Origin of the sequence: Flavobacterium sp. Root186 (genome assembly GCF_001428525.1) — a bacterium.
GTDB lineage: Bacteria > Bacteroidota > Bacteroidia > Flavobacteriales > Flavobacteriaceae > Flavobacterium.
Genome location: NZ_LMHW01000013.1, coordinates 265686 through 291946 on the forward strand (window position 1 = coordinate 265686; position 26261 = coordinate 291946).

Annotated in this window: 23 protein-coding genes; 14 read left to right on the forward strand and 9 right to left on the reverse strand. The window is 34.6% G+C overall.

Annotated elements, in window-relative coordinates; genetic code table 11:
• Positions 1-129 precede the first annotated feature (129 nt).
• Complete coding sequence (locus tag ASD98_RS14425; RefSeq protein ID WP_056205789.1) at positions 130-684, forward strand: hypothetical protein; 555 nt, start codon at positions 130-132, stop codon at positions 682-684.
• A 5-nt stretch (positions 685-689) separates the two neighbouring features.
• Positions 690-1598 (forward strand): phytanoyl-CoA dioxygenase family protein, encoded by a 909-nt coding sequence (locus ASD98_RS14430; protein ID WP_056205790.1) that lies wholly within the window; start codon positions 690-692, stop codon positions 1596-1598.
• A 4-nt stretch (positions 1599-1602) separates the two neighbouring features.
• Here ASD98_RS14430 and ASD98_RS14435 read toward each other — a convergent pair whose 3' ends face one another.
• A complete protein-coding gene (locus ASD98_RS14435) occupies positions 1603-2241 on the reverse strand; it encodes an NAD(P)H-binding protein (protein ID WP_056205791.1) in 639 nt (212 codons plus the stop codon).
• A 157-nt stretch (positions 2242-2398) separates the two neighbouring features.
• Between ASD98_RS14435 and ASD98_RS14440 the strand changes: the two genes are divergently transcribed.
• Both ASD98_RS14440 and ASD98_RS14445 read left to right on the forward strand, forming a co-directional pair.
• Positions 2399-3418: an SDR family NAD(P)-dependent oxidoreductase gene (locus ASD98_RS14440; RefSeq protein WP_056205792.1), complete on the forward strand. Its 1020-nt coding sequence runs from the start codon at positions 2399-2401 to the stop codon at positions 3416-3418.
• A gap of 83 nt (positions 3419-3501) precedes the next feature.
• Entirely contained in the window at positions 3502-4314 is an 813-nt protein-coding gene (locus ASD98_RS14445) for an AraC family transcriptional regulator (protein WP_056205793.1), read from the forward strand.
• 1 nt (position 4315) lies between these two features.
• Here the strand turns inward: ASD98_RS14445 and ASD98_RS14450 are convergent, their stop codons facing one another.
• Together ASD98_RS14450 and ASD98_RS14455 are read right to left on the reverse strand one after the other, a co-directional pair.
• Positions 4316-4684, reverse strand: coding sequence for a hypothetical protein (locus ASD98_RS14450; RefSeq protein WP_056205794.1), 369 nt, complete (start codon positions 4682-4684; stop codon positions 4316-4318).
• 31 nt (positions 4685-4715) lie between these two features.
• The gene (locus ASD98_RS14455; protein WP_082577867.1) at positions 4716-5237 is read right to left on the reverse strand and encodes a PPC domain-containing DNA-binding protein; all 522 of its coding nucleotides are present in this window, start codon (positions 5235-5237) and stop codon (positions 4716-4718) included.
• A 203-nt stretch (positions 5238-5440) separates the two neighbouring features.
• On the opposite strand from ASD98_RS14455, the gene ASD98_RS14460 reads away from it, so the two are divergent.
• Positions 5441-6031 carry a hypothetical protein gene (locus ASD98_RS14460; RefSeq protein ID WP_056206518.1) on the forward strand — a complete coding sequence of 197 codons (591 nt, stop codon included), beginning with the start codon at positions 5441-5443 and terminating at the stop codon, positions 6029-6031.
• A 76-nt stretch (positions 6032-6107) separates the two neighbouring features.
• Here the strand turns inward: ASD98_RS14460 and ASD98_RS14465 are convergent, their stop codons facing one another.
• Entirely contained in the window at positions 6108-6875 is a 768-nt protein-coding gene (locus ASD98_RS14465) for a methyltransferase domain-containing protein (protein WP_056206520.1), read from the reverse strand.
• 183 nt (positions 6876-7058) lie between these two features.
• Here ASD98_RS14465 and ASD98_RS14470 point away from each other — a divergent pair, with 183 nt between their 5' ends.
• From ASD98_RS14470 to ASD98_RS14485, 4 genes are all read left to right on the forward strand, one after another.
• Positions 7059-7649, forward strand: coding sequence for a TetR/AcrR family transcriptional regulator (locus ASD98_RS14470; protein WP_056205795.1), 591 nt, complete (start codon positions 7059-7061; stop codon positions 7647-7649).
• 77 nt (positions 7650-7726) lie between these two features.
• Positions 7727-8176, forward strand: a complete 450-nt coding sequence (locus tag ASD98_RS14475) for a PaaI family thioesterase (RefSeq protein WP_056205796.1) — start codon at positions 7727-7729, stop codon at positions 8174-8176.
• A 371-nt stretch (positions 8177-8547) separates the two neighbouring features.
• Positions 8548-10359, forward strand: coding sequence for a T9SS type A sorting domain-containing protein (locus tag ASD98_RS14480; RefSeq protein ID WP_056205797.1), 1812 nt, complete (start codon positions 8548-8550; stop codon positions 10357-10359).
• A gap of 38 nt (positions 10360-10397) precedes the next feature.
• Positions 10398-11888 (forward strand): hypothetical protein, encoded by a 1491-nt coding sequence (locus tag ASD98_RS14485; RefSeq protein WP_056205798.1) that lies wholly within the window; start codon positions 10398-10400, stop codon positions 11886-11888.
• Between the two features lie 177 nt (positions 11889-12065).
• Here ASD98_RS14485 and ASD98_RS14490 read toward each other — a convergent pair whose 3' ends face one another.
• A complete protein-coding gene (locus ASD98_RS14490) occupies positions 12066-14210 on the reverse strand; it encodes a catalase (protein WP_056205799.1) in 2145 nt (714 codons plus the stop codon).
• A gap of 272 nt (positions 14211-14482) precedes the next feature.
• Here ASD98_RS14490 and ASD98_RS14495 point away from each other — a divergent pair, with 272 nt between their 5' ends.
• On the forward strand, positions 14483-14965 hold the full coding sequence (locus ASD98_RS14495; protein ID WP_056205800.1) for a hypothetical protein: 483 nt from the start codon (positions 14483-14485) through the stop codon (positions 14963-14965).
• Positions 14952-17504, forward strand: coding sequence for a DNA ligase D (gene ligD, locus ASD98_RS14500; RefSeq protein ID WP_056205801.1), 2553 nt, complete (start codon positions 14952-14954; stop codon positions 17502-17504). Before ASD98_RS14495 ends, ligD begins: the two co-directional genes overlap by 14 nt.
• On the opposite strand, the gene ASD98_RS14505 is transcribed toward ligD, so the two are convergent.
• The 4 genes from ASD98_RS14505 to ASD98_RS14520 all read right to left on the reverse strand — a co-directional run bounded on the left by ASD98_RS14505 (position 17501) and on the right by ASD98_RS14520 (position 23177).
• Positions 17501-18277 carry a Ku protein gene (locus ASD98_RS14505; protein ID WP_056205802.1) on the reverse strand — a complete coding sequence of 259 codons (777 nt, stop codon included), beginning with the start codon at positions 18275-18277 and terminating at the stop codon, positions 17501-17503. The two genes, ligD and ASD98_RS14505, sit on opposite strands and share 4 nt — an antisense overlap.
• A 147-nt stretch (positions 18278-18424) precedes the next feature.
• Positions 18425-19651, reverse strand: a complete 1227-nt coding sequence (locus tag ASD98_RS14510; RefSeq protein WP_056205803.1) for a PQQ-dependent sugar dehydrogenase — start codon at positions 19649-19651, stop codon at positions 18425-18427.
• 159 nt (positions 19652-19810) lie between these two features.
• Positions 19811-22015, reverse strand: a complete 2205-nt coding sequence (locus ASD98_RS14515) for a TonB-dependent receptor (RefSeq protein WP_056205804.1) — start codon at positions 22013-22015, stop codon at positions 19811-19813.
• Between the two features lie 148 nt (positions 22016-22163).
• The gene (locus ASD98_RS14520; protein ID WP_056205805.1) at positions 22164-23177 is read right to left on the reverse strand and encodes a zinc-binding alcohol dehydrogenase family protein; all 1014 of its coding nucleotides are present in this window, start codon (positions 23175-23177) and stop codon (positions 22164-22166) included.
• A gap of 233 nt (positions 23178-23410) precedes the next feature.
• Between ASD98_RS14520 and ASD98_RS14525 the strand changes: the two genes are divergently transcribed.
• The 3 genes from ASD98_RS14525 to ASD98_RS14535 all read left to right on the forward strand — a co-directional run bounded on the left by ASD98_RS14525 (position 23411) and on the right by ASD98_RS14535 (position 26020).
• Positions 23411-23971: a GNAT family N-acetyltransferase gene (locus ASD98_RS14525; RefSeq protein ID WP_056205806.1), complete on the forward strand. Its 561-nt coding sequence runs from the start codon at positions 23411-23413 to the stop codon at positions 23969-23971.
• A 51-nt stretch (positions 23972-24022) separates the two neighbouring features.
• Positions 24023-24892, forward strand: a complete 870-nt coding sequence (locus tag ASD98_RS14530; RefSeq protein WP_056205807.1) for an AraC family transcriptional regulator — start codon at positions 24023-24025, stop codon at positions 24890-24892.
• A 78-nt stretch (positions 24893-24970) separates the two neighbouring features.
• The gene (locus tag ASD98_RS14535; RefSeq protein WP_128414846.1) at positions 24971-26020 is read left to right on the forward strand and encodes an alpha/beta hydrolase; all 1050 of its coding nucleotides are present in this window, start codon (positions 24971-24973) and stop codon (positions 26018-26020) included.
• Positions 26021-26261 lie beyond the last annotated feature (241 nt).

Sequence of the window (26261 nt, forward strand, 5' to 3'; positions counted from 1 at the left end):
AGGCACTTTTTTGTTTTTACTTACAATAAACATTAAAACAGGTATTTATACTTAAGAAAGAGAAAATTTAATAAATTATATTTGGATAAGAATTACGTATAAGCAGGTTTAACTAAATATCGGCATAATATGAAAACAAACCCAAATCAATCTGTAAATAACCTAAATAGTAATGATTTCGCTTATTCTGCAAGAATATCAACTCCCAATGGTGAAAAAGATATTCAGTCATTTCAAATAGGAGATTCAATTTTGGCCTTTTCGGCAAAATTAGAATCGGGTACCGTTAAACTGACAGCCTCTCAGGCAAAAGTTTCGTTTAGCAATGGTATCGAATCCAAAAAACAAACCCGCGTGATCTACCTAAATTTGATAGATTCTCAAGGTTCATCAAAGAATATTACCTGCAGTGCAGACCAGCTTTTTTTACTTATTAACGGAAAATATGCTCCGGCTTCGCAATTGCAGCCAGGACAAGAACTTGTAAATAAAGAGGGAAATCCCATCAATATAGAATCTGTTAAAACAGGTTCGTTTAAAGGCGGCATTCATAGTATTTCAACAAATGCGGCATTTGGCGACATTCCCAATGGTCATTTATTAGTAGCAAATGATATTATAATGGGAGATTTTTCGTTTCAATTATATTTTGACAACCTTCCTGACGAGTTGAAGCAATCTTAGAAATTATGCCTTGGAGTATTCTTGAAAATTTATGGGACCGTACTACAAATACGTCCAATGTTATAACTGATGTTCAATGGGATCAGGAAATTAAAACCTTGTACCAATTAGGAATTAGTATGGAAGATACGGTACAGTTTTTATATTTTGAAAAACCTGATTTTGAAACTTTTAAAGTCTGGATTAACCATCAAAAGAAAAACGAAAATACGGTCGCAGATGCTTTAAGCAATGTACTCTCAGAACAAGATCTCCAGTTTTGGGATAAAAATGGTTACGTGATTGTAAAAAATGCCATTTCAAAAGAAGACTGTGAAGATACGGTTGAGGCAATTTGGAATTATTTAGAAATGAATCCTGACAAAAGCGAAACCTGGTATACAAGACATAAAGATCAAAAAGGTTTAATGCTTAATTTTTCTGATCACGAAACATTAAATAAAAACCGTTTATCGCCAAGAATAAAAAAAGCATACGAACAGCTTTACAATTCAGCCAAAATTTACAAAACGATAGACAAAGTCAGTTTTAATCCGCCTGAAACTAAAGATTTTACTTTTTTAGGAAGTCCGCTGCATTGGGACATTAGTTTAAAACAGCCCATTACTTTTGGGTTTCAGGGACTACTCTATCTTACAGACTGCGGTATTAATGACGGTGCTTTTCATTGTGTTCCGGGATTCCATAACAAAATAAATGACTGGCTGAATAATCTGGAACCAAATGAAAATCCAAGAAATAAAGCCATCGAAACCTTAAAACCAAAACCTATAACGGGCAATGCAGGCGATTTTATAATTTGGAACAATACTTTACCGCATTGTGCCTCGGCAAACAAAGGCGCTAGTCCAAGGATGGTGCAATATCTTACCTATTTGCCCGAGGATTATAATGCCTCCGGAGAATGGATTTGATGTATTAAGATTCGAAAATTTCTTTAAGTTCGATTATTTTCTTTCCCGTTAGAAGTATTTTTGGCGCCTTTACTAATTTCTGGGCCAAAAGCTGTGTTTCAAGCGGTTTAAATTTGGTAAGAATACCAATGGCATTCAAAAAATTGAAAAGTTTAACCGAAATCTTTTCGCCCAGACGGTCTGAATCTTCACGTACCAAAGGTCCCGGCCTAAAAATAATGTATTGCCCAAAATTAAGTTCGGCGATATAATCTTCTAGTTTTCCTTTCATTTTAGAATAAAAAACACTGCTATTGGCAGAAGCTCCGTAAGAAGAAACCAGAACAAAAGATTTTACCTCATTTTGTTTGGCAGCCAGAGCAAATGCAGCCGGAATATCAAAATCTATCTTCCATTGTTTTTCTTTTGAACCGGCAGCTTTTAAAGTTGTTCCGAGGCATGAAAACAAAACATCACCTGAAATCTGATCTTTAAAAGATTCAATAGCATCAAAATTGACAATGTGTTCTGTTAATTTAGAATGCTCCTTTCCCGATGGTTTTCTAACAAAAGTTACCACAGAAGTATAATCATTATCCTTCAGCAGTTCCTCTACCAAAAATTTTCCGGTTGAACCTGTAGCTCCAATTACCAATGCTTTCATAAAATCAAATTTAATAACGGATTGTATCAGCATTAAAGATACTTAAAAACAATGAATTCGAAGTGACATTTTAAACAAAGCAAAAATGGCGTTTTAAACAAAATCGAAAGTCTTGCTTCTCTATAATTTTGCTTCATAACAATTTAATATTTATAAAATGAAAACAAATAATTATCAGGGAGCATTACAAAACCCTATTCATTCAGGATTTAATGCCAAATCAACTGCTGCAGATGTAATGAAAGGAATTGACCTTACAGGAAAAATTGCAATTGTAACCGGAGGACACACAGGCATTGGATTAGAAACGACTAAAACACTTTCGAATGCGGGTGCAACCGTAATTGTTGCAGCCAGAGATATTGCAAAAGCTCAAAAAAATCTTGACGGGATTGCCAATGTAGAGTTAGAAACTTTAGATTTCATGAATCCTGATGCTATCGATGCGTTTGCTGCAAAGTTCTTATCTTCAGGAAGACCGCTTCATCTTCTTATTAATAATGCAGGAATTATGTGGGTTCCGTTACGCAGAGACGATCGCGGTTATGAATCGCAATTGGTAACCAATTATTTGGGACAGTTTCAGCTTACTGCAAAATTATGGCCGGCTCTTAAACAGGCAAATGGATCCAGAGTTATAAATGTATCTTCATACGGGCATCAAATCGCACCGTTTAATTTTGATGATCCTAATTTTCTTCATCGTGAGTATCATACTTTACAAGGTTACGGACAATCAAAAACGGCCTGTAATTTGTTTGCATTAGAACTAGATAATCGTGCGAAAGAGTTTAATGTGAGAGCGTATTCAGTACATCCCGGAAGTGTTCTAGGAACTGATTTAGGAAGAGACGAACCTATCGAATTATTCAAACAAATAGGAACGCATGATCAAGACGGAAATTTAAAACCAGAAGTTGCTGCTTTATTAAAGAATGTGCCTCAAGGCGCTGCAACTACAGTTTGGTGCGCTGTTAGTCCTTTACTGAACAATATTGGCGGTGTTTATTGTGAAGATGCTGATGTTGCCCGATTAGATCTAGGAGATGTCGAGCACAAATTTGATGATCCTTCAACCATATTTGGTGTTCAGCCTTATTCTGTAGATCAGGATAATGCGAAAAGGCTTTGGGATTTAAGCGAACGTTTGTTAGGAATGTCATTTGACGTTATTTAATCCATATTAGAAAATAATATACCGTCAGGATTTTTATCTTTGATAATCGAAGAAAAAAGCCTGGCGGTTAAAACAGTTGTAAAATGGAACATGTATCAAAATATTTAACTCCTGAGATCAAACTCTCTTGTTATGAAGATAAGTTCTTCAAATCTGATTTGGTTTTTGATGATCATATGCTGATTTGGTTTATTTCGGGAGAAACCAAAATCATACAAACCGATGCCGTTTTTACTTTTAAAGCCGGAGATATTTTTCTTATTCCAAGAAATTTACTGGCTACTATTATAAATTATCCGAAAAATGGCCAGCCGCATAAAACGGTTGTCATGCATCTTTCGGTTAAACGTTTAAAAGAGTTTTATAAAAATATTGATTTAAGTTCCAAAACAGGTTCTGAACAAAAAATCATTTCTTATAACAATCATCCGTTATTAGAAAGCTGTCTGGCTTCTTTAATGCCTTATTTTGACATTGAAGGAGATTTTCCCGAAGACATTGCTTCTTTAAAAATCACCGAAGCTATCAGCATTTTAAGGGCAATCGACAAACGAATAGATACTGTTTTAGCGAGCTTTGATGAACCGGGCAAAATTGATTTGATCGATTTTATGCAGCGTAATTTTATGTTTAATATGCCAATGGAAAAATTGGGTTATTTAACAGGCCGCAGTTTATCTACTTTTAACAGGGATTTTAAGAAATATTTTAATACAACGCCTCAAAAGTGGCTTACTAAAAAAAGGCTCGAATTAGCACATTACCATTTGGCAGAGAACAAAAAAAAACCAACCGAAATATATTATGAGGTTGGTTTTGAAAATCTCTCTCATTTCTCTTTTGCGTTCAAAAAGCAATTTGGTTATTCACCAACGGCTCTGATCAATATTGAATAAACTATTTTCCAGGTTTAATTCTAACCGAATCTTTATCAATATTTTGTTTTTTTGAAGAGCTGGTATAGGTAGCGCCATCCTGAGCGTCCTCTCCCGGTCCAATTCCGGTTCCGGTTCCGCCCTTAGCTGTGCCCTCTTTTCCTAAATCTTTATTGGTCGTTGTACTTGCAGCGCCTGTAGTGGGTTCGCCAGTACTTTTGTTGGTTCCGGTATCATTTGTGCCTGTACTATCTACAGGCTTTTTTGTGCTGTCTGGAACGGTAGTGGTTTCAATTTCATCACTATAACCATCCTGATTGTTTTTACATGAAAATAAAAATGTAATCAGAATAAGTAGTAAAGCTATATTTGATTTAAATAATGTTTTCATAATTATATTTTTTGTTCGTGAAACTTTAAATCTATTTTATACAAGGAAGCTGTAATACATTAGCATTCAAAGGCTGCTCTATTTTTCTTTCGAGTTTTTCACTATTCACCGTTATATAAATTTCCATAGAACCCGTCCCAACTTTAAGGCCGAGAATATGACCGCCATACGCATCAAATTTATCATCTGTGGCAACTCCGTGAATGTGCAGAGATGGTTTTCCTTCGCTCCATGCAATCGATCCGGTTAAACTTCCCATTTCGACTTTATTGAATGTTTTAGGATTGAATTTCTTTTGATTAAAATCGTAGAATCCAAAAGTAACTTCCTGTGCAAAACCAATTCCGGTAAAGTTTGCCGAAGGAATCTGTTGTTCTTTTACTAAGTTTTCAATTAAATTGAGAACATTATCTCCTTCACGCAAAACCATCAAATAACCATAAGATGTTTTGGTATAACGGCACTTTTCATTGTCATTTTTATGCTGTGCCTGTATATTTACGGCCAAACATAAAAATGCTCCTAATACTGTTTTTCTTGCTGATGAATACATCTCCTTAAATTTTAAACAATTACATTTTTTAAAATTACCCTGATATGTAAACAAATCTTTACACTATTTGATATGGTTGTTACAAAACTTCAACTTATGGCGATATAATTACTTTTTGAGACAATAAATGGCATAATCGCTTGTTATAAATAGATATTTAGAAGTTAAAAATGACTTTTAAAGCATTCAAAATAAATCAAAGTATGAAAAAAATATTGTTTTTAATGATAATTGGAGCTTCACTGCACGTTGCTGCGCAGGGAGAAGTTAAAGGAAAATATCAGCCTATACAATCTAAAACTCCGGAAACTAAAGAAGTTATTCCGCCAACTGAGACGCCGCCGCCAGATGAACCTACTCTTGCAAAAGATCCGATCGTTTTAAAAATAAACCCGGAGGAACTTTTTAAGGATAACACACTTTATAAAAGAGAGGCAAATGTTGAAGGTGTTTTTTACAGACGAAATGAGTATTTAGGAGGATTTGTAACCAAATCAACAACCTCGACGATTCGTTATCGTGATGCCGCTTTTGTTGACGGCGATAAAATTAGAGTATATCTTAATGATAAAGTTATCGAACCAGAAGTGAGTTTGGTAGGTGAATTTAAAGGATTTAAAATAAACCTGGTAAAAGGAATGAACAAAATTGATTTTGAAGCTTTAAACGAAGGTTCAGCATCACCAAATACGGCCGAATTTCAGGTTTATGATGACAACGGAAAAGTGATTGAAGCCAGCCAATGGAATGTTGGTACAGGCTACAAAGCTGTAATTATTTTATATAAAGACTAAATTTTGACTATTAATTCAAAAAAGCCTGCAGAGTAATCTACAGGCTTTTTACTTTTTACTAATTACTTTTTACTAATTACTCCTTTCTCCCAAACATCAAAATTCTTTTAAAAGAATAAATAGCCGGAAGTTTAGGAAAATTTACTGCTATTCTCTCTTTATACGTTTTAATAAAAAGTTCTTTTTGTTCTCCTTCAAGCCTTTCGATATATGGAATTAATGCTGAACCTGAAATAAAATTATAAAGTGTTTCGTGATCATCTGCAATAATGGGATATACTTTTTGCAGTATCTCAATATCTTTAAGGCCGCCGTCAAAAAGCATTTGTGCATATTTGTCAAGACTTAAAACAGGAGAATCTCTTTTATAGCCTTTTAAATACGATTTAAACGGTTCTTCATCAACAAGGTCGGAAAGGATTTTGTTAAGTTTATTTTCTGGCTGAACCGGCATTTGTACTGCGAATTGCCCATCTTTAGTGAGTAATTTTAATAAATTCGAAAACAAACTTTCATGATCATTTGACCATTGCAGTGCAGCGTTACTAAAAATCAAATCCCATTTTTCTCCTGAATTTATGATTTCTTCTGTAGTTGCTTTTCGAAAATGCAGCTTATTAGTTTCTAAGGCTTTTGATTTCTCCAGCATTTCTGCAGAAGAATCGACCCCAAGAAAATGAGCATCTTTAAATTTATCTGCCAAAATAGAAGTTTGCTCACCCGTACCGCATCCTAAATCAATAGCTTTCATTCCATTTTGGGGTTGTATAAATTCTATTAAATCATAAAATGGTTTATATCGAATATCTTTAAACTTATTATAAACATCTGGATTCCAAGGCATATTTTGATCTTTTAAATTGAAAATAATGGTAACTGTAAACTCAGGTTTTACATGAAATACTAAGATACTAAATTTCAATTGCTGCAGATTGAAACGAAATCACAATAATCTCATAAAATAAATCAGCAAATACATTTAAAATTATACCGATTGGTATATATTTGTAAAACTAAATCATTTCCGATGAGTAAAGCAGAAAAAACAAAGCAATTTATAATAGAGAAAACCGCTCCGATCTTTAATACTAAAGGATACAGCGGTACATCTATAAATGATATGACCACAGCAACTGGTCTTACCAAAGGGAGTATTTACGGAAATTTTGAAAATAAAGACGAGGTTGCCATCGCTTCCTTTAAGTTTAATGTGAAGAAGCTCCATGATGTTTTAAGTCGGGAAATCGAAAAACAAAGAACTTTTAAAGAAAAATTGCTAGTTTATCCTCGTGTTTATGCTAAATACCAAACTCTGGATGTGACACTTGGCGGCTGCCCAATTTTGAATACTGCCATAGAATCTGATGATACACATCCGGTTCTTAAAAAATATGCCGAGAGAACGCTGCTTTATTGGAAAGAAAAACTAATGTACCTCATCAATCAGGGTATAGATGCCGGAGAGTTTAAAGCAAAATCGATAAATGCAGAAAACACAGCTTTAACCATAATTGCATTGATTGAAGGCGGTATGATGATAAGCAAATTAACGGGAAGTGACACAGATTTACCTGCCATAATGCTATCGCTTTATAAAATTATCGACGACTTAGAATAAAGCAATAATCAACTATTGCTTTTTTTATACATAAAAATATACCGATTGGTATAATTACTAATTTTAAATTTATAATAATGACAACTAAAACAAGATTACAAGTATTGCAAGACCACATTGGCGGAGAATTTGTGCTTTCGCCTTCTCCATTTATGCTTTGGATGAAACCCATCGTTGTTGTGGCCGAAACTGGAACAGTAACATTTAAATATCAAATTAGGGAAGAAATGACCAATCCGATTAGGTCTTTACATGGTGGAGTTACAGCAGCAATTGTAGATGATTGTATTGGTGCGACGTTATTTTCGCTTGATGAGGAACATTTTTACACCACAATAAACTTAACTATTGATTACTTCGCTCCTGCTCATTCCGGAGATAATATTCTGGCCAAAACATCTATAATAAAAAAAGGGAAACAATTCGTGAATGCACAATGCGAAATCTGGAATGAAAGCGAAACAAGGTTAATTGCCAGAGGATATTCTAATCTTTTTAAAACCAATGTAGTCAAAAAAGTTCTTTGATATAGATTCACTTTTATAAAATTCAGAACGTAAAAATGGAAATTATATAAAATCTGTAAGAAATTATATAAAAAACTGAATTGTATACCGTCTAAATTTGGGTATAGTAAATTTCTTAAATATTTGATTTATTGTACTTAATAAGTAAGTATTTTTTTAGTTAGTAAACTAAATTTCAGGCAACTTTTTTCACAATTTAGATTAGTTTACAATCATACCTTACTTACCGTTTTTTTATAAAAGTGAATTCTTAATCATGCAGGTAAGGAAACAGCAACTATTTGCTGCAGGCAGAAATATATAATTAAGGGTTTAGTATTACTTGAAATATAGTTTTCGACAATATCTAATTTTTAACTAAACTAAAAATTATGAAAAAATTTGCCTTGTTAATTTATATAATTTCTATTCAAAGTTTTGGACAGATTTATGTTGGCGCAAGTACTCCCGTTTATGTAAAAAACCAAGTGCTTTACGTGGGGCAGACAATAAATTTAGCTGCAAATTCAAACTTGTATCTGCGTAATTTATCGCAGCTGGTTCAAGGTACAACAGGAACTTCAACTAATGTAGGAACCGGGATTGTGTCTATTTATCAGGAAGGAAGCTCTGATAATTTTGACTACAATTACTGGTGTTCTCCCGTAGGCATTAATGTAGCGGCGACCGGCAACCAGAATTTTGGTATTACCATGTTAAACAGGCCAACGACCTCAACTGCCTCGACTGCTGCAACAATTCTTCCATTAGCCAATTTAGATGGAATTGCAAATCCGTTATCTATTGCTTCACGATGGATTTATAAACTTACCAATGCCAATAGTTATTCACAATGGGTTCAGGTAGGAACTACAACTACGCTGGCACCCGGAGAAGGTTTTACGATGAAAGGAACCAGCGGGTCTGACGCTGTAGATCCGGAAGGAACAGGAATTGTAAATAATCCCGGCGGAACTGGTGCGCAGCGTTATGATTTTAGGGGAAAACCTAATGACGGAAATATTACCGTTACAGTTGGAGCAAACAATTCCTCGACCTTAACTGGAAATCCGTACCCGTCTGCATTGCATTTAAATGCTTTTCTGTTAGATCCTTTAAATAATGCCTGCACCGGAATTGCTTATTTCTGGGAACAGGACAAAACTATAAACTCCCATTTAATTGCAGCTTACAGAGGTGGATATGCCACTTATTCTCCCGGAACTTTAGGTTCAAACGGTATATATGTTCCTGCTACTTTTAATAGTTATAAAGGTGATGGTTCATTAAACAATGTTGGTACTTCATCCGGACTTATGCGTCAGCGTAAATATGCGCCTATCGGACAGGGTTTTGTAATTAAAGGAGCAGCAAACGGAACTGTAACATTTAGAAATTCATATCGCATATTTTATAAAGAAGGCGAAGGTTTATCTCAATTTGAAAAACCTGCAAAAGACAAAACAACGGCTAAAAGTGAAGAAACGGTTAAAGCTGAAGGAACCGAAGCTTCTAATGATATTCCGCACATCAGGATAAATGCCATTATCAACAACGAATTTACAAGACAGCTGGCTCTTGCTTTTTTACCCGAAGCTACTGATGCATTTGACAGGGGACTCGACGCTGTAAGTATGGACAACTTTCCTAATGATACTTTCTTTTTGATGGAAGGAAAAAATTATGTAATTCAAGGCACTAATTTTGACGTTACAAAACAAATCCCATTAACGGTAAAAGCGGCCGCCAGTACAACTCTTAAGTTTTATATCCCGGAAGTTATAAACTTCGATCCTACCCAAAATGTATTTTTATATGATGCTGCTGATGCATCTTTTCATAATATAAAAACCGGGAATTATGAAGTCACAATTCCGCAGGGCGTATATCCTGACCGTTTTAAAATTACTTTCACAGACAAAACACTGGGCACAAATGAAGAAACTAAAACTAATTTTTTCATTATACAGGACAATTCAAATCGCTTATTAAAAGCTTCCAATCCTGATTTTATTGCATTTAAATCATTTTACCTCTATGATATTGCGGGTAAAATGGTACGATCTAAAGAGAATCTGGGTGCCGAAGAAAACTATAGTTTTTCTACCTCCGGCCTAAGTTCCGGAGTTTATATTGCGACATTCATAACTGTTGATAATGAAAAAATAACTCAAAAAGTAATCATTTCTAATGCAGGAAATTAATAATGTTTTTATTACTCAACTCTCTAAAACCTGAAATTATGAATAATACAGCCTCAAAAAATTACAGAACATTATTACTACTGGTTTCTATCTTTTTATCACTTATAGCAAATGCCCAAGTCGGAATTGGAACCGTTACTCCCAATGCAAGTTCGGTATTAGATATTACCTCGACAACTCAGGGTCTGCTGGCTCCCAGAATGACAACCGTTCAAAGAAATGCAATAACAACTCCTGCTGACGGATTAATTGTTTATGATACCGATTTAAAAGCTTTTTACTATTATTCTTCGGGTTCAACGTCATGGTTAGTTGTAAGCAGCGGTATAAATCCCAGATTAAATTTTAAACGTATCCGATCTACAGATAATTTAGCAACCGTTCTCGCAACTGAACTGACAAACGGCGGTGGAACTAAATATCTTTTAAACTCGAATACATTGTATGAAATAAATGGTCTTGTTACATTCAATTTTCCAATAGACATCAATAATGCGTACGTTCAAGGTTTAGATTCTAATGAGGATATTATACTTAGAACGACAGGAAATATTTTTGAAGGCGCTACAGGCGGAAATATAAAAAATGTCACACTTAGAGCAGCAACCGGGAGTGTTTTTAACCTAAGCGGAACTGCAGCTCAAAATTTAGTTTTTAGGGACTGTGTCGTTGCCAACTCCGCCAGTGTAGGGACTATATCCGGTTTTGGATTGGTTTTTCTTAGTATTATCCAATTTGCAGGAAATACAACCGGAATCACTTACAACAATATAACACAATTGTTATTAAGTAATATGGGCTGGTTTAGCACTAATACAGGAACCTACGAAAAACTAACCGGAACATTTACACTAGTAGAAAAACAAGGTGGTTTTAGCCAGGTTGAAGGTACTGCGATAGGATTTGATGTTTCTACAGCCGGACTTGCTATTTCTGGAGATGCCGTATTAGAGTCTGTTGTTTTTACAGGTTCAAACACAGCAGGGTATGTAAAAGGCTATACAACAGGATCGTATACAGGATTTAATTTTAATAATAGCTGGAGTGTAAGAGCAGCCGGAATCCCAACAGAAACAGACGCAAGTGCTACAGCCGATTTTTCTATGGATTATGCTGTTGGGTCTGGTATTGGTGTCAGTTTTACAAATGGTGCTAATCCAAGTAATATAGTAAAAGTAGGTTCTGGAACTCCTTCTACAACCTATTCAAATCTATTTAGGTTTTCAACTGATGCTGCAAATCGATTGCGATATCAGGGAAAAAAGAAAAGAATTTTCCAAATTGGAGGATCAATTTCTTTTCAAGTGCCTGCCGCCGGTACGTACATAATTTATATTGCTAAAAATGGAACTGCGATAAGTCAATATAAAATTTATGGAAGGGGTCAGGTTACAAATGATATCGTAGTGCTGCCATTAAATGCAACCACAGAATTAGTCAACAATGATTATATCGAAGTTTTTGCTCAGCGATATACTGGTAGCAACGGAGATATTATTGTACCCAATATGACAATTACAATTGAATAGCATTGTTAATTATAGAGTGATTAGTGAAAAGTAATTAGTTACTAGTAGATATAAAAAAAACTCAATTTAAAAATTGAGTTTTTTTATTCTATAACTTGAAACCTGTTTACTGTAATTACACAAAAAAACCATTCAAATTAATGAATGGTTTAGCAATACTTTATATAAATCAATTTATTAAAGCATCTTTTCTCTTTCCCAAAAACGATGTCTTCCTAAAGCTTTTATAAAAGAAGTACTCAACGTTTTATCAGCAATATTTTCGCTTGTTAAAACTCCTGCATCTTTTTCTTTTATATCGCTTTTATCTTTTACAATCTGGCTTCCTTCGGCTTCAGCCGCAATAAACTTACAGTGATTATAGGAATCATTTATAAACTCTTTTACTTCTTTGATTTTTGAAAGCTCTTTAATTCCTTTTCCTCCCGGAATAAAAACCCCGTCAAATAGTACCGAAGCTGCAATTTTATAAGTTTGATCTACCGGAATTTCTGTTCCTTCTTCGGATACAATTGTGCCTAAATGCGGTGCAATAATTACTGCTTTTGCACCTGCATTTTGAAGTGCCGTTTTCATTTCTTTTACTGACGATGCATTTACACCTTCAGCACATAAAAAAGCAATCTGGCGTGTTGCAATGGTATTCGAGATAGTTGGATTTTTCAGCATACTTAAAGCATCTGAATTTTTAATGCTTTGTTTGACTTTTGTTGGTTCGTGATTCCCTTTATCATCCGCACCAACCCCATGATTGATTGGTTTTTCTATATTCTTTGGAACCGGAATTCCTAAAGATTTGGCAACTGTTGCTGCCAGATTAACATCAATTTGATTTAACAGACCCAGCATTCTTTCTCTAATCGCAATAGTTTCAACCTTACCAAGTTCAAAAGACAATGCGCTTGCAATATGATCTTGTTCTACGGGAGTCTGGCTGTTATAAAAGAGCACCGCCTGACTAAAATGATCTGAAAAACTTTCGCTTCGTTCTCTTATTTTATGAGCATCTATTCGCTCATTAAAACTGGCAAAACCTCCCTCATCAATTTTTGCCTGAAAAGGACATCCTCCACCCAGAGAATTAGGATGATAACTTACTTTTCCAACCGCGATTTCCTGACGCATGTGCCCATCTCGCTGATTGTTGTGCATGGGTGCAATTGTTCTGTTGATTGGTATTTCATGAAAATTAGGACTTCCTAACCTTGATAATTGTGTATCAGTATATGAAAATAAACGGCCTTGCAATAACGGATCATTTGTAAAATCAATTCCAGGAACTATATGACCCGGATGAAACGCAACCTGTTCTGTTTCTGCAAAAAAATTGTCTGGGTTTTTATCCAGTACCATTCTTCCAATAATGGTTACAGGAACCAATTCTTCCGGAACTAATTTTGTTGGATCTAAAAGGTCAAAATCAAATTTATGTTCATCACTTTCCGGAATAATCTGAACGCCTAATTCCCATTCAGGAAAGTTTCCGGTATCGATCGCTTCCCATAAATCCTGTTTATGAAAATCTGAATTTTTACCTGATATTTTTTGTGCTTCGTCCCAGGCAACAGCGTGAGTTCCTAATTTTGGTTTCCAGTGAAATTTTACAAAATGAGATTCGTTTTGTGCATTAACAAATCTAAAGGTGTGAACTCCAAAACCTTCCATCATTCTTAAACTTCTCGGAATTGCCCTGTCGCTCATTACCCACATAATCATATGCATAGATTCTGGCATTAAGGAAATAAAATCCCAAAAGGTGTCGTGCGCTGATGCGGCCTGCGGAATTTCATTATGCGGTTCTGGTTTTACGGCATGAATTAAGTCAGGAAATTTCATAGCGTCCTGAATAAAAAATACAGGAACATTATTTCCAACCAAATCAAAATTGCCCTCCTGAGTATAAAATTTTACGGCAAATCCGCGAACATCACGTGCTAAATCTGTTGAGCCTCTGGAACCGGCAACAGTTGAAAACCTTACAAAAACAGGAGTTTTGACACTCATATTGTTTAAAAATCCGGCTTTGGTATATTTTTCCATTGTTTTATAAAGTTCAAAATATCCATGAGCAGCAGAACCTCTTGCATGAACAATTCGTTCCGGAATTCGTTCGTGATCAAAATGAGTTATTTTTTCTCTCAGAATAAAATCTTCTAAAAGAGAGGGTCCTCTTTCTCCCGATTTTAAGGAATTATTATTATCATTAATCTTAACTCCCTGATTAGTTGTCAAAAACTGATTTTCTCCATTTGATTTATTCAAATCTAAATCTCTTTGTTTACCATCAGAATTATCCGGGTTTGCTTTTTTTGAATTTTTCATTTGTTTTTTGATTTAAAAATTTATTGGTGACTTAATAAATTGTCTATTTCTATAGAGATTTTTTTAGCAGAAATAGGTAAACAAAGTTAGAAGGCTTTTCATGTTAATTATTATACAATTCAAGTTCAGGCTTATAACATTCATATTATAAAAAACCTAATATCAATATCTTAATCCTATAATTATATAATTACGAAATCTAATCGTATAACTCAAAAAGGTATTTCTAAAAGTAATTTTGAATTAAGAGTTAGTTATTAAAAACAGCATTCATGATTTTTTACACCCTTATACAATTGCTTGTAGTTTCTATTATGGCAACATCAGCCATGACATGGTTTAGTTATGCTATGTCAAATAGCTTTAGAGAATTGTATAAAGAGCCAGTGCTTTTAACTTACGCTATTGATAAAATGAAGATAAACCTCTCACCACAATCAAAAAAAACATGGGGCTGGTTATTGCATTATATAATCGGATTTTTATTTGTTGTTGGATATCATATTATTTGGGTAAAGGACATACTGCCAATTTCACCGTTAAGCGCTCTTATATTAGGAGTTATAAGCGGTGTAATTGGCATAATCAGCTGGATAATTATTTTTAAGATGACCCACCATCACCCCCCAATTGATTTTAAGGGTTATTATATTCAGCTGTTCTTTGCCCATATAATTTTTGCTATTGTCGCTGCGGCGCTCTACTCTGTTACGTTAACGCTTTTAATACTTACAAACGCTTATGTCACTGTCTAAATACAACGAAAAAAGAGATTTTAAGCAAACCCGGGAACCAAAGGGTAAAATCGAAAAATCAGCAAGTGAATTGATCTTTGTAGTTCAAAAACATGCTGCATCGCATTTGCATTATGATTTTAGATTAGAAATGAATGGAGTTCTCAAAAGCTGGGCCGTTCCAAAAGGACCTTCACTTGATCCGGAAGTGAAACGTCTCGCTATGATGGTCGAAGATCATCCCTATAGTTATAAAGATTTTGAAGGAACAATTCCAGAAGGAAATTATGGTGCCGGAAATGTTATTGTTTGGGATAACGGGACATATACTTCTGACGGAAAAACTACATCAAACGAAAAACAATTATTAGCAGATCTTAAAAAAGGACGTTTGAGTTTTATTTTAAATGGGAAAAAACTGAAAGGCGAATTTTCATTGGTAAAACTTCACGGAAAACAGGAAAACGCCTGGCTGTTAATCAAGAAACACGATAAATATGCCACAGATACTGATATTTTAGAGAAAAACAAATCGGTTATTTCAAAAAGAAGTCTAGAAGAACTGGAGAAAAATTCTGAAAAACAAACTGCAAAAAAGGAAGAGAAAGATTCTGAGAAAAAAACCGTAAAAAAAAAGCCTAAAGCAAAACCTGCAGAAGTTTCTTTTGTAAAACCAATGCTCGCCAATACAACAGAAAAACCTTTTGATGATGAAGAATGGGTTTTTGAAAACAAATACGATGGTTATCGAACTGTGGCAGTAATAAATCGAGATCAATTAGATTTATTCAGCAGAAACCAGATTTCTTTCAACATTAGTTTTAAACCTGTTGCTGACGAATTAAAAAAAATAGATCATACGGTAATTCTGGATGGGGAAATTGTGGTTGAAAATGATGCCGGAAGAGCCGATTTTCAACTGCTTCAAAATTATCTTAAAACAGGAATTGGAAACCTAAAGTATTATGTTTTTGATCTGTTGAATTTAGATGGAAATTCAGTAACAGAACTTTCTCTGCTTGACAGAAAAGAACTGCTGAAAATCTTATTTAATAAATACGACTTTACAAATGTTTTTTATTCTGAACATACTATTGGGGACGGAATTAAACAATTTGAGAATGCCCGAAAAAACAACAGTGAAGGCATTATTGCCAAAAAGGCAGATAGCACTTATTCTACAGCCAGCAGAAGTAATAACTGGCTTAAAATTAAAATTTCTAATGAAGAAGAAGCTATAATCATTGGAATAACCGAACCTAAAAACTCCCGGAAATATTTTGGAGCCATTCTTCTTGGTCAATATAATGGAAAAGAACTCAAATATATTGGAAAATGTGGAACCGGTTTTACAGAATCGGTTTTAAAAGAACTTTATACGAAGCTTAAACCGCTTTTTCTGGATAAATCTCCGCTTAGCGAAAAAATTCCTTTACGTGATAAAATTCAATGGATTAAACCCCAAGTAGTATGTCAGGTAAAATACTCAGAATGGACGCAGGATAAAAACCTAAGACATCCGGTTTATCTGGGATTAAGAATAGATAAAAAAGCCAGTGAAGTTGTTTTCAATGATAATAACAAAACCAATCTCAATCAAAATAAAATGGAAGATTTAAAAGAACACAAAACCGAAAATGATTACGACTTAAAAGTTGGAAAAACCACACTGCATTTAACGAATCAAAACAAAGTGTATTTTCCTGACGACGGAATTACAAAAGGCGATATAGTTGATTATTACAATGAAGTCGCACCGCTTATGCTGCCGTATTTAAAAGATCGTCCGGAATCTATGAACCGCTTTCCTAACGGAATTGATTCGCCGAGTTTTTATCAAAAAGATATTGATGTCGATAAAACACCATCCTGGCTGAAGACTAAAAAAATCTTTTCAGAATCGAATGACGCCGATGTTAATTATTTAATTTGTAATGATAAGGAAACACTGCTTTATATGGCAAATTTAGGCTGTATTGAAATAAATCCGTGGAACTCGACTATCAAACACATACAAAATCCAGACTGGCTTGTAATTGATTTAGATCCTGCAACAGAAAATGATTTTAAAACTGTTGTCGAAACGGCATTGGTTGTCAAACAAGTTATGGATGAATTAGAAACTGAATGTTTATGCAAAACTTCGGGAGCTTCCGGATTACATATTTACATTCCGCTTGGTGCGCAGTACGATTATGATTCGATTAAAATTCTGGGAGAATTAATTGCCAAAGAAGTGCAGAGAAGACTTCCTGATCTTACTTCGATTGAAAGAAGCATCAAGAAAAGAGATAACAAATTGTATATTGATTTTCTTCAAAACCGCCGCGGACAGACTTTAGCCGCGCCTTATTCTGTACGTCCAAAGCCAGGCGCTACCGTTTCTACACCTTTAGAATGGAGCGAGGTAAATAATAAATTACATCCGTCGCAGTTTACCATTAAAAATGTATTGCAGCGATTTGAGAAAAAAGGAGATTTATGGCAGCCCGTTTTATCTAAAGGTGCCAATATCAAAAAGATAATTAAGAAATTAGAAGAGAAACAAGAAGAAGTTTAAGATGACTTTTTCTTTGTTTCTAAACTCGCTTTCAGCATCGACATTAAATCGTCGCTTTGTTTGCTGTGCACCACTTTAAGTTTTGGTGTTTTGGCCACTTTTCCTTTGGCTTTCTTTTTAATAATATCCAAAAGTTTGGCTGTATATTCATCTTTAAAACCACTAATATCAAATTTCTCCGTAAGCTGATCGATTAACTTTTCGGCCATATCCATTTCTTTGGTTGCTTTTTTAGAAACCGGCGGCAGTTTTAACTCGCCAGTAGCTCTAATTTCCTGTTCAAAGCGAATTCGGTTTAAAACAATAACATTTTTATACGGTTTTAAAATGGCAAGACTTTCTTTGTTTCGCAAAACAAAACGTGTTACACCTACTTTTCCTGAAGCCTCAAGCGCATCGCGAAGCAATCCGTAAGCATTCATGGCGCCTTTGTCTGGTTCCAGATAATAAGGCTGTTCGTAATAAATACTTTGAATTTCTTTTTCGAGAACAAAACTTTCAATAGCAATAGTTTTGGTTTTGATAGCATCTGCCGCTTCAAAATCTGAATCCTCTAAAATAACATATTTGTCTTCGATTTTATAGCCTTTTACGATATTAGAAAAATCGACTTCTTTACCCGTATCTTCATTAACACGTTTGAATTTAATATTGGCGTGGTCTTTTTTATCCAGCATATCCATATCAAGACTGCTTTCCTGCACCGCCGAAAACATTTTTATTGGAATATTAATCAATCCAAAACTCACTGAACCTGTCCATATCGATCTCATAACTATTTCTTTTAATTAGTTTTAAAATTAAAGCACAATTCCTGATTTCATTTTATAACATTCATCAAAATGTTTTATAAAATAACAATCAAAAAAAAAACGGCACACAAGCACCGTTTTTTATAATTCATAATTCACAATTGATAATTATTTCTTATCTATCTTATAAAGTCTTCCCTGATCTGTTACAGCATACAAAGCACCATCCGCACCTTGCGTAATATCCCTAAAACGCTGGCCTTCGCTTGCAAGAAGTCTTTCTTCACCAACAACTTTATTATCTCTTATTACAAGTCTTGCGATATGTGTAGCACTCAATGAACCTATAAAAAGATTATTTTCCCATTCCGGAACACGGTTTCCTGTGTAGAAAGTCATACCGCTGGGAGAAATCACAGGATCCCAGTAATAAACCGGCTGCTCCATTCCTTCTTTTTGCTGAATTGCGTCGCCAACAACCTGCCCGCTGTATTCAATTCCGTATGTAATTGTCGGCCATCCATAATTTGCACCCGCTTTCAAACGGTTAATTTCATCCCCTCCTCTTGGTCCATGTTCGCTTAACCAAATTTCTTTCGTAACCGGATGCACGGCAAGCCCTTGCGGATTTCTATGTCCGTATGTAAATATTTCAGGTAAAGCATTTGCTCCGGCAAAAGTTGGATTCCCGGGAGCTGCCTGTCCGTCTTTTGTAATTCTCACCACTTTTCCAAGACTTGCAGTTAAGGATTGTGCCAAAGGTCTGGTTTGTAATACCGAACGTTCTCCAGTACTAACAACAAGATTTCCCGTTTGATCAAAAAGAATTCTTCCTCCATAATGTAAATCACTTGGATTTGCAGGGCTTGAACGATAAATTACGGTTGCGTTTTCGATAGTTTTTTCGTCGTTTGACAGTTTTCCTTTTGCAACAGACGAAATATTTCCGCCAGTCACGGCTTCAGAAAACACCCAATAAATCATTTTATTTGTCGCAAAATCAGGATCAAGACACAAACCTAATAAACCTCCCTGATTGGCAGGATTTACGGCTGGTAAACCTGTAATTGGTGCGCTGACAACTCCGGCAGTTGTAACGATTCGTAATGTTCCCGTTGTTTTTTGAGTAACCAAAAGCCGGCCGTCTGGAAGCATTTTCACTCCCCACGGACTTGTAAGTGCCGATGTAATAATTTCTGTTTTAAACTCTGTATCAGTAGTCATACCATTAATTCTGGTCTGGCCAGAAAAAGCAGGTTTATATTGTGTATTTGCAGGATTAGTTTCTACAGGATCAGTTACGGTTCCACCGCCATTTTCAGGATTCTCATCGTTGTTGCAGCTAAAGGCAAATAATGCACTCGAAAGAATAAAAATGTACTTTAAATTTTTCATCGTAGATATTTATTAAATTAATTTGGGTTATAGCCCCAAATATCAAAAATTAAATATGGAATATTTTATACAATTTAAGGAAAGACTTACAGAATTTTTATTGATCAAAAAAAGCCCAATTTTAGTAAATTGGGCTCATTTTTAAATGTATACTATTAATTACCAGCTGTATTTTAATATCAATCTGGCATTAAATGGTGTTCCTGCCGTAAAATGAATTTCTTCAACAGGATCAGTTTCGTTGGCCAAACGAGATTCTGTTAAGAATTGCGTTTCCTTCCATTTTGTATTAAAAATATTGTCGATGTTTATGCCTAACGACACTTTTTTAATTTGATAATTTACAGAGAAATCTGTGATGCAATATCCTTTTGCTACAACCGAATTATCTTCATTTGCCGGACGGTCACCCAAAAACCTCGTTCTTAAACTTCCCGAAAAGCCTTTTAAATCCTTTACCGAAAAGCCATTCATTAAAGTATGAACCGGCGCAAGTGGCAAATAATCATTTCCTTTTGGTTCATCGATGGAACGTGCATGTGTATATGTATAATCTGTATTCCAAAATAACCAGTTGGTTAATTGATATCTAAAACCAAAATCAAAGCCTTTACGTTCTGTTTTTCCGCTTGGTTCAACAACGGCTTCGTCGCCTACATACACAAATTCCTGTGCTAAATACAAATACCAAATGGCCGAGTTAACGATCATTCTCGGAAACGGTTTCCAGTTAATTCCTAAATCGGCGCCGTATGTTTCAGGTAGAATCTTTTCTCCTTTCTGCGCCACAACTACACGAGTATCGTTGCTGTGAAATCCTTTTCCTAATTTTAAAAAATACTGAAGTTTATCGTTTTGAGTATAAAGAAAATTCAGCTTCGGGCTTACAATCGCTTTTGTCTGCGTTTGATTAGTGTATATTGAAGCCAATTGATCTTCATATCCAAACTTAAAATAATCTACACGGACTCCGGAATTAATAAGCCATTTTCCAGATGTAAAATCAAAACTGGTGTAAGTAAAAAGATTTGTCTGGTTTACGTTTCCTAAACTCAAATAGTCCAAAACCGTTTTCCGGTTTAACGTATGTGATAATTCCACATCTTTATTGTTGTCGTTTCGTAATCCTGCACCCAATTTAAAAAACCATTTTTCATTTAACTTCTCATTGTATTCTGACTGAAAACCCACAATTGTTCTGCTTTCTTTTTGTTTGATTTGATCACCATTTACTGGATCATTTAAGAAAAAAGTAAAATTTGAATACAATTCAAAATCATATTTACTCCAATATGCCGTGTTTTTAATATGCGTGTTTTCGTCGATTTTGGCATCATATTGCAAATTAAAATTGGTTCTTCCGGTATTTCCGCCTTCATTTGGATCAATGGCTCCATAATGCGAAATTGTTCCGTTATTTACGGCACGATCCGGAATTTGTCCGCTGGCATCCCATTGGCTTTTAAAATGTGAAACAGCAATAGCCAGTTTGTCTCCGTTATTCATTTTCGCAGCATATTTTCCAAACAAATTAATTCGGTTAAAATTTTGGGGCGCATCAAAGTAGCCATCCGTCATCATGTATTCTCCCGCAAAATACGCCGATTGATTTTCTTTATTCAGTAAATTAAACAAAGCCACGGTACGGAAAGTATCAAACTGTCCGCCTTCAAAAGACAGCGAACTGTTTTGCAAAGCATTTTTGGTATTAAAACCAACATATCCTGCCGTTGTAAAATCGCCTTTATCAACAAAATAAGATCCTTTATCAAAATCGATATTGTCAACCGTTTCCGGAATCACAAAATGAAGATCAGCATAGCCTTGTCCGTGTGCATGCGAAACCATATTAACCGGCATTCCGTCAACCGTAACATTAATATCTGTTCCGTGATCGCAGTCAAAACCACGCAGGAAAATCTGCTCTGCTTTTCCCCCGCCCGCATGCTGTCCAATAAAAAGTCCCGGAACTTTTCGCAATAAATCCTGTGAATTGGATACCGGCTGAATTTCTAAATCTATTTTTGAAATTGTATTAAGATATTTCAAGTTATTCGTAATCGTTACTTCTTCCAGAAAAAAAGGTTTTTCTTCTAATTGAATAGAAAGTAAATCAGTTGTCGAAAGTTTTATTTTCTGTGTAATAAATCCTTGTTTTGAAATTTGAAGACTGTCATCGTTTTTAGTTTTTTCTAAAGTAAATTTCCCATTTATATCGGTGTGAGCATGCGTTTTCGAAATCAAATCCCGAATCAAAACATCAGATAATGGCTTTCCATCTGCATCATTTACAGTTCCTGAAACTGCTTGTGATTTTGCCGAAAAAGAGAGGATAAAAACAGAGAAGAAAAATAGAAATCGCATGTAGTAAGTTTTGGTATTTGGAGCCCAAAAATAACATTATAATACTGTTTTGTCCAAACTTTTATTGTTTCTGCGAATTTTTATCTCGATTAGAAACAAAAAATCCCATTTCTTTAAAAATGGGATTCCTTTAATTCTAAAAATGCTTTTAATATTTGATCGCAATTTTACCAATCGTTTTTCCGGATTCTAAAAGCTGATGCGCTTTTTTAAGATTCTCAACAGAAAGTCCTTTATAGGTTTCTTTTAAAGTTGTTTTTAAAACGCCTTCGTCTAACAAATCGGCAATTTTGTTTAAAATATGATGCTGTTCAATCATGTCTTCGGTTTGAAACATCGAGCGTGTGTACATCATTTCCCATGAAAAAGAAACACTTTTCCCTTTCAGTTTATTTAAAACAACAGGTTCTGCACTTCCGGTAATTGAGGCGATATGTCCTTGAGGTTTAATTAATTCGGCCATAATATCCCAATACGCATTGGTATCAACAAAATCTAAGATAAAATCTACGTGCTGAAAACCAGCTTCTCTAACCGAAGTAACTAAATCTTTATGATCAACCACAAAATCGGCTCCCTGCTTCTTACACCAAGCAATAGTTTCAGGACGTGAAGCTGTCGCAATAACGGTTAATCCTGCGATTTTTTTTGATAACTGAATAGCAATAGAGCCAACACCGCCGGCACCTCCTATAATCAAAATAGATTTTCCTTTGTCTTTTTCAGGATTGATTCTAATTCGGTCAAAAAGAATTTCCCAGGCTGTTAAACCGGTTAACGGAATCACGGCAGCTTCTGCATTGGTTAATGATGTTGGTTTATTGCCTACAATTCTTTCGTCAATAATTTGAAATTCGGCGTTGCTTCCTTGTTTTGTTAAATCTCCGGCGTAATAAACCGGATCTCCAACTTCAAATAAAGTTACTTTCTCACCAACTGCTTGTACAATTCCCACAGCATCCCAGCCAATAATTTTCGCCGTTTCTAAAACTGTATCTTTTGCACCGCTCTGACGAATTTTAAAATCAACCGGGTTAACTGAAATTGCATCAATTTTCACTAATAAATCGTGTGCTCCGGGGATTGGTTTTGCAGTTTCAAATTCTATAAAACTGTCTTTTTCTTCTATGGGTAATGATGATTTGAATCCTATTGCTTTCATCGTTTTTTAAATTTTAATTAAAATATACTAACAAAGATACGAGTGGTTTGAATCTTAAAACTGGTATATTTTTATTTTATATTGGTACAAATTCGGCAATGATTTTTTATTTCACGCAGATTTTGCAGATTTAGGCAGATTAAAAAAGATCTGCGTTTATCTGCTTAAATCTCTTTTAAATCTGTGTGAAAAACATTTTTAAAAAGTAAATTTGCCTTAAAAATCTCTTCAAAATGATTATCAGAAAAGCCAATATATCCGATTCAAAACACATCGCTCCTATTTTATTACTGGCAATGGAAGATCTCATTTACAAGTTTATTGCTAAAAAAGATTACGCTGCTGCGAAAGATTTTCTACAGTATTTCGTTGAAAAAGAAAATAACCAATATTCCTATCAAAATTGTTTTGTGGCTGAAGCCGATAATGAAATCATTGGCGCAGTAAATATTTATAATGGTGCTGATTTAGAAGTATTACGCAATCCAATTGTGGAATATGTAAGAACAAATTTTAATTCTGAATTTGATCCCGAATTCGAAAGCCAAGCCGGAGAATTCTATATCGATACATTGGGCGTAAATCCTCATCATCGAGGAAAAGGAATTGGTTCTAAAATACTTCAGTTTCTGATTGAAGAATATGTGCATAAAAATAAACAGACTTTAGGATTATTGGTTGATGAAGATAATCCGCTGGCGAAAAATCTTTATTTAAAACTTGGATTTAAAGTTGTGGGCGAAAAAAAATTGGTTGGGAAAAAGCTCGATCATCTTCAAATAAGTGCAAATTAAAATTCGGCTCTGCCAAAGAAAATTAGTAATTTTAAACCAAAACAGGCTGTAATGAACCACCAAATATTTGAATCTAATTATAAAAAACTGGGATTTTTAATTCTTAATCAGGAAACTGTTGAGGAAATTAATGGTGATGATTACAAAGCCTATATTAAGGTGTTGTATTTGCCGGAAGGTTATGAAATAACAATTGACTTTAAACAATACCAAACTTCCAGCCCTTCGCTGTTTTTTATAAACAGCAATCAATATTTACAGATTAATAAGGAAGGAAAAAAGCAAGGTTATTTTATGTATTATAACCGCGACTTTTATTGTGTACAAATTCATGATGCCGAGGTTGCCTGCGACGGATTGTTATTCAATAATATTTTTGAAATGCCAATGACAGCACTGCCTGATAAGGAAGTTTTATTTGTAGAAGGAATTTACAATCAGATTCAGGAAGAATTTGATGCTCCCGATTCTTCTCTGGAAGAAATGATTCGAACGTATTTGAAACAGCTTATTATTAAAGCAACCCGAATCTGGAAAATACAGCAATTGGGCGTTTTAAACGATGAACCTTCTAAGGAAATGGATTTCTTTAGAGATTTCAGCCGATTGGTCGAAATTCATTTCAGAACCAAACATACCGTTGCCGATTATGCTGATATCTTGGGGGTTGCTCCAAAAACGCTTTCTAATAAATTCAATCGTTTAGAACTTACTCAGCCTAACGATATTATTAAAGACCGCATCATTCTGGAAGCCAAAAGGCTTTTGGGCTATTCTTCCTTAAGTGTAAAAGAGATTGCTTACCAGCTCGGATATGAAGATCCGGCTTATTTTAACCGACTTTTTACCAATAAAGTTGGCGACACTCCATCCAATTTCAAGAAAAAATACCTTCAAGGGAAAAATGTACAATTAGAATAGACTTTTGTCTATTTTTACAGCCTTATTACCGCCATATCTTTGTCCTATCAAATTATAAATGATAAAATCATAAAAGATATGAAAACTATTAAAGTATTACAACAGGGTTTATTTATTGCAGCATTGTTAATCGTAAATACAATTGCTTCAGCACAAGAAAGACAATTTAAAGGTCAAAATGACCCGGAAATTTTTACAGAAGTCAGAGGATTTTTAAACGCATTAAATTCAGGTGACGGAAAACCTTTGGAACAATTATCTGTCGCAGACGCACGTAATGTTTTAGTTGGTGCACAAAAATCAGTTGAAGTGGATTATTCTGGTATCGAAGAATCTGAAAGAGTAATTTCTCAAAACGGTTTAAAAGTAAAAATCCATATTACAAAACCTAAAGGCGCAAAAGCAAATGCTCCGGTATTTATCTTTATTCATGGCGGTGGATGGGTTTTAGGGGATTATCCAACTCACAGAAGGCTGGTTAGGGATTTGGTTGTAGAAAGTGGTGCAGTTGCTGTTTTCCCTGATTATACACCTTCTCCTGAAGCTCAATATCCTGTGGCGATTAATGAAATTTACGCAGCAACACAATGGGTAGCCGAAAACGGAAAAGAAATTGGGGTAAACGGTAAAAACCTGGCTGTTGTGGGGAATAGTGTTGGAGGAAATATGTCTGCTGCGATTACTTTAATGGCAAAAGATAAAAAAGGTCCTCATATTAAATTACAGGTTTTATTATGGCCGGTAACCGATGCTAATTTTGAAACTGAATCTTATAATTTATATGCTAACGGACGTTTCTTGACTAAAAATATGATGAAATGGTTTTGGGATAATTACTTGCCAGACGCTTCAAAAAGAAATGAAAAATATGCTTCTCCATTGCAAGCAAGTTTAGAAGAATTGAAAAACTTACCTCCTGCACTAGTTCAAACTGCTGAAAATGATGTTTTAAGAGATGAAGGTGAAGCGTATGCAAGAAAATTAAACGAAGCAGGAGTTCCTGTAACTTTAACAAGATACAACGGATTGATTCACGATTACGGACTTTTAAATCCAATTGCAAATGTTCCTGCTATACAAACTGCGATTCAACAGGCTGCAGTTGTAATTAAAACTACATTGAAATAAGAATTTAGACATTTTAAAACAAAAAGGGATAGAAAATTAATTCTATCCCTTTTTTTACTTTACTAATACTTAAAATAGAAGTCTATTTTAAAAAGAAGCTGCTGATGATTACGTTGCAAGTTAATTTTCAGAACTTCTAAAAATAAAAACAAAAAATCCTGTGACAAATGTAGATTTTCATTCAATAGTAAAAATCATTAGAAATGATGATTCTTCATAAAAAAGCCTTGAAAAAAATCAA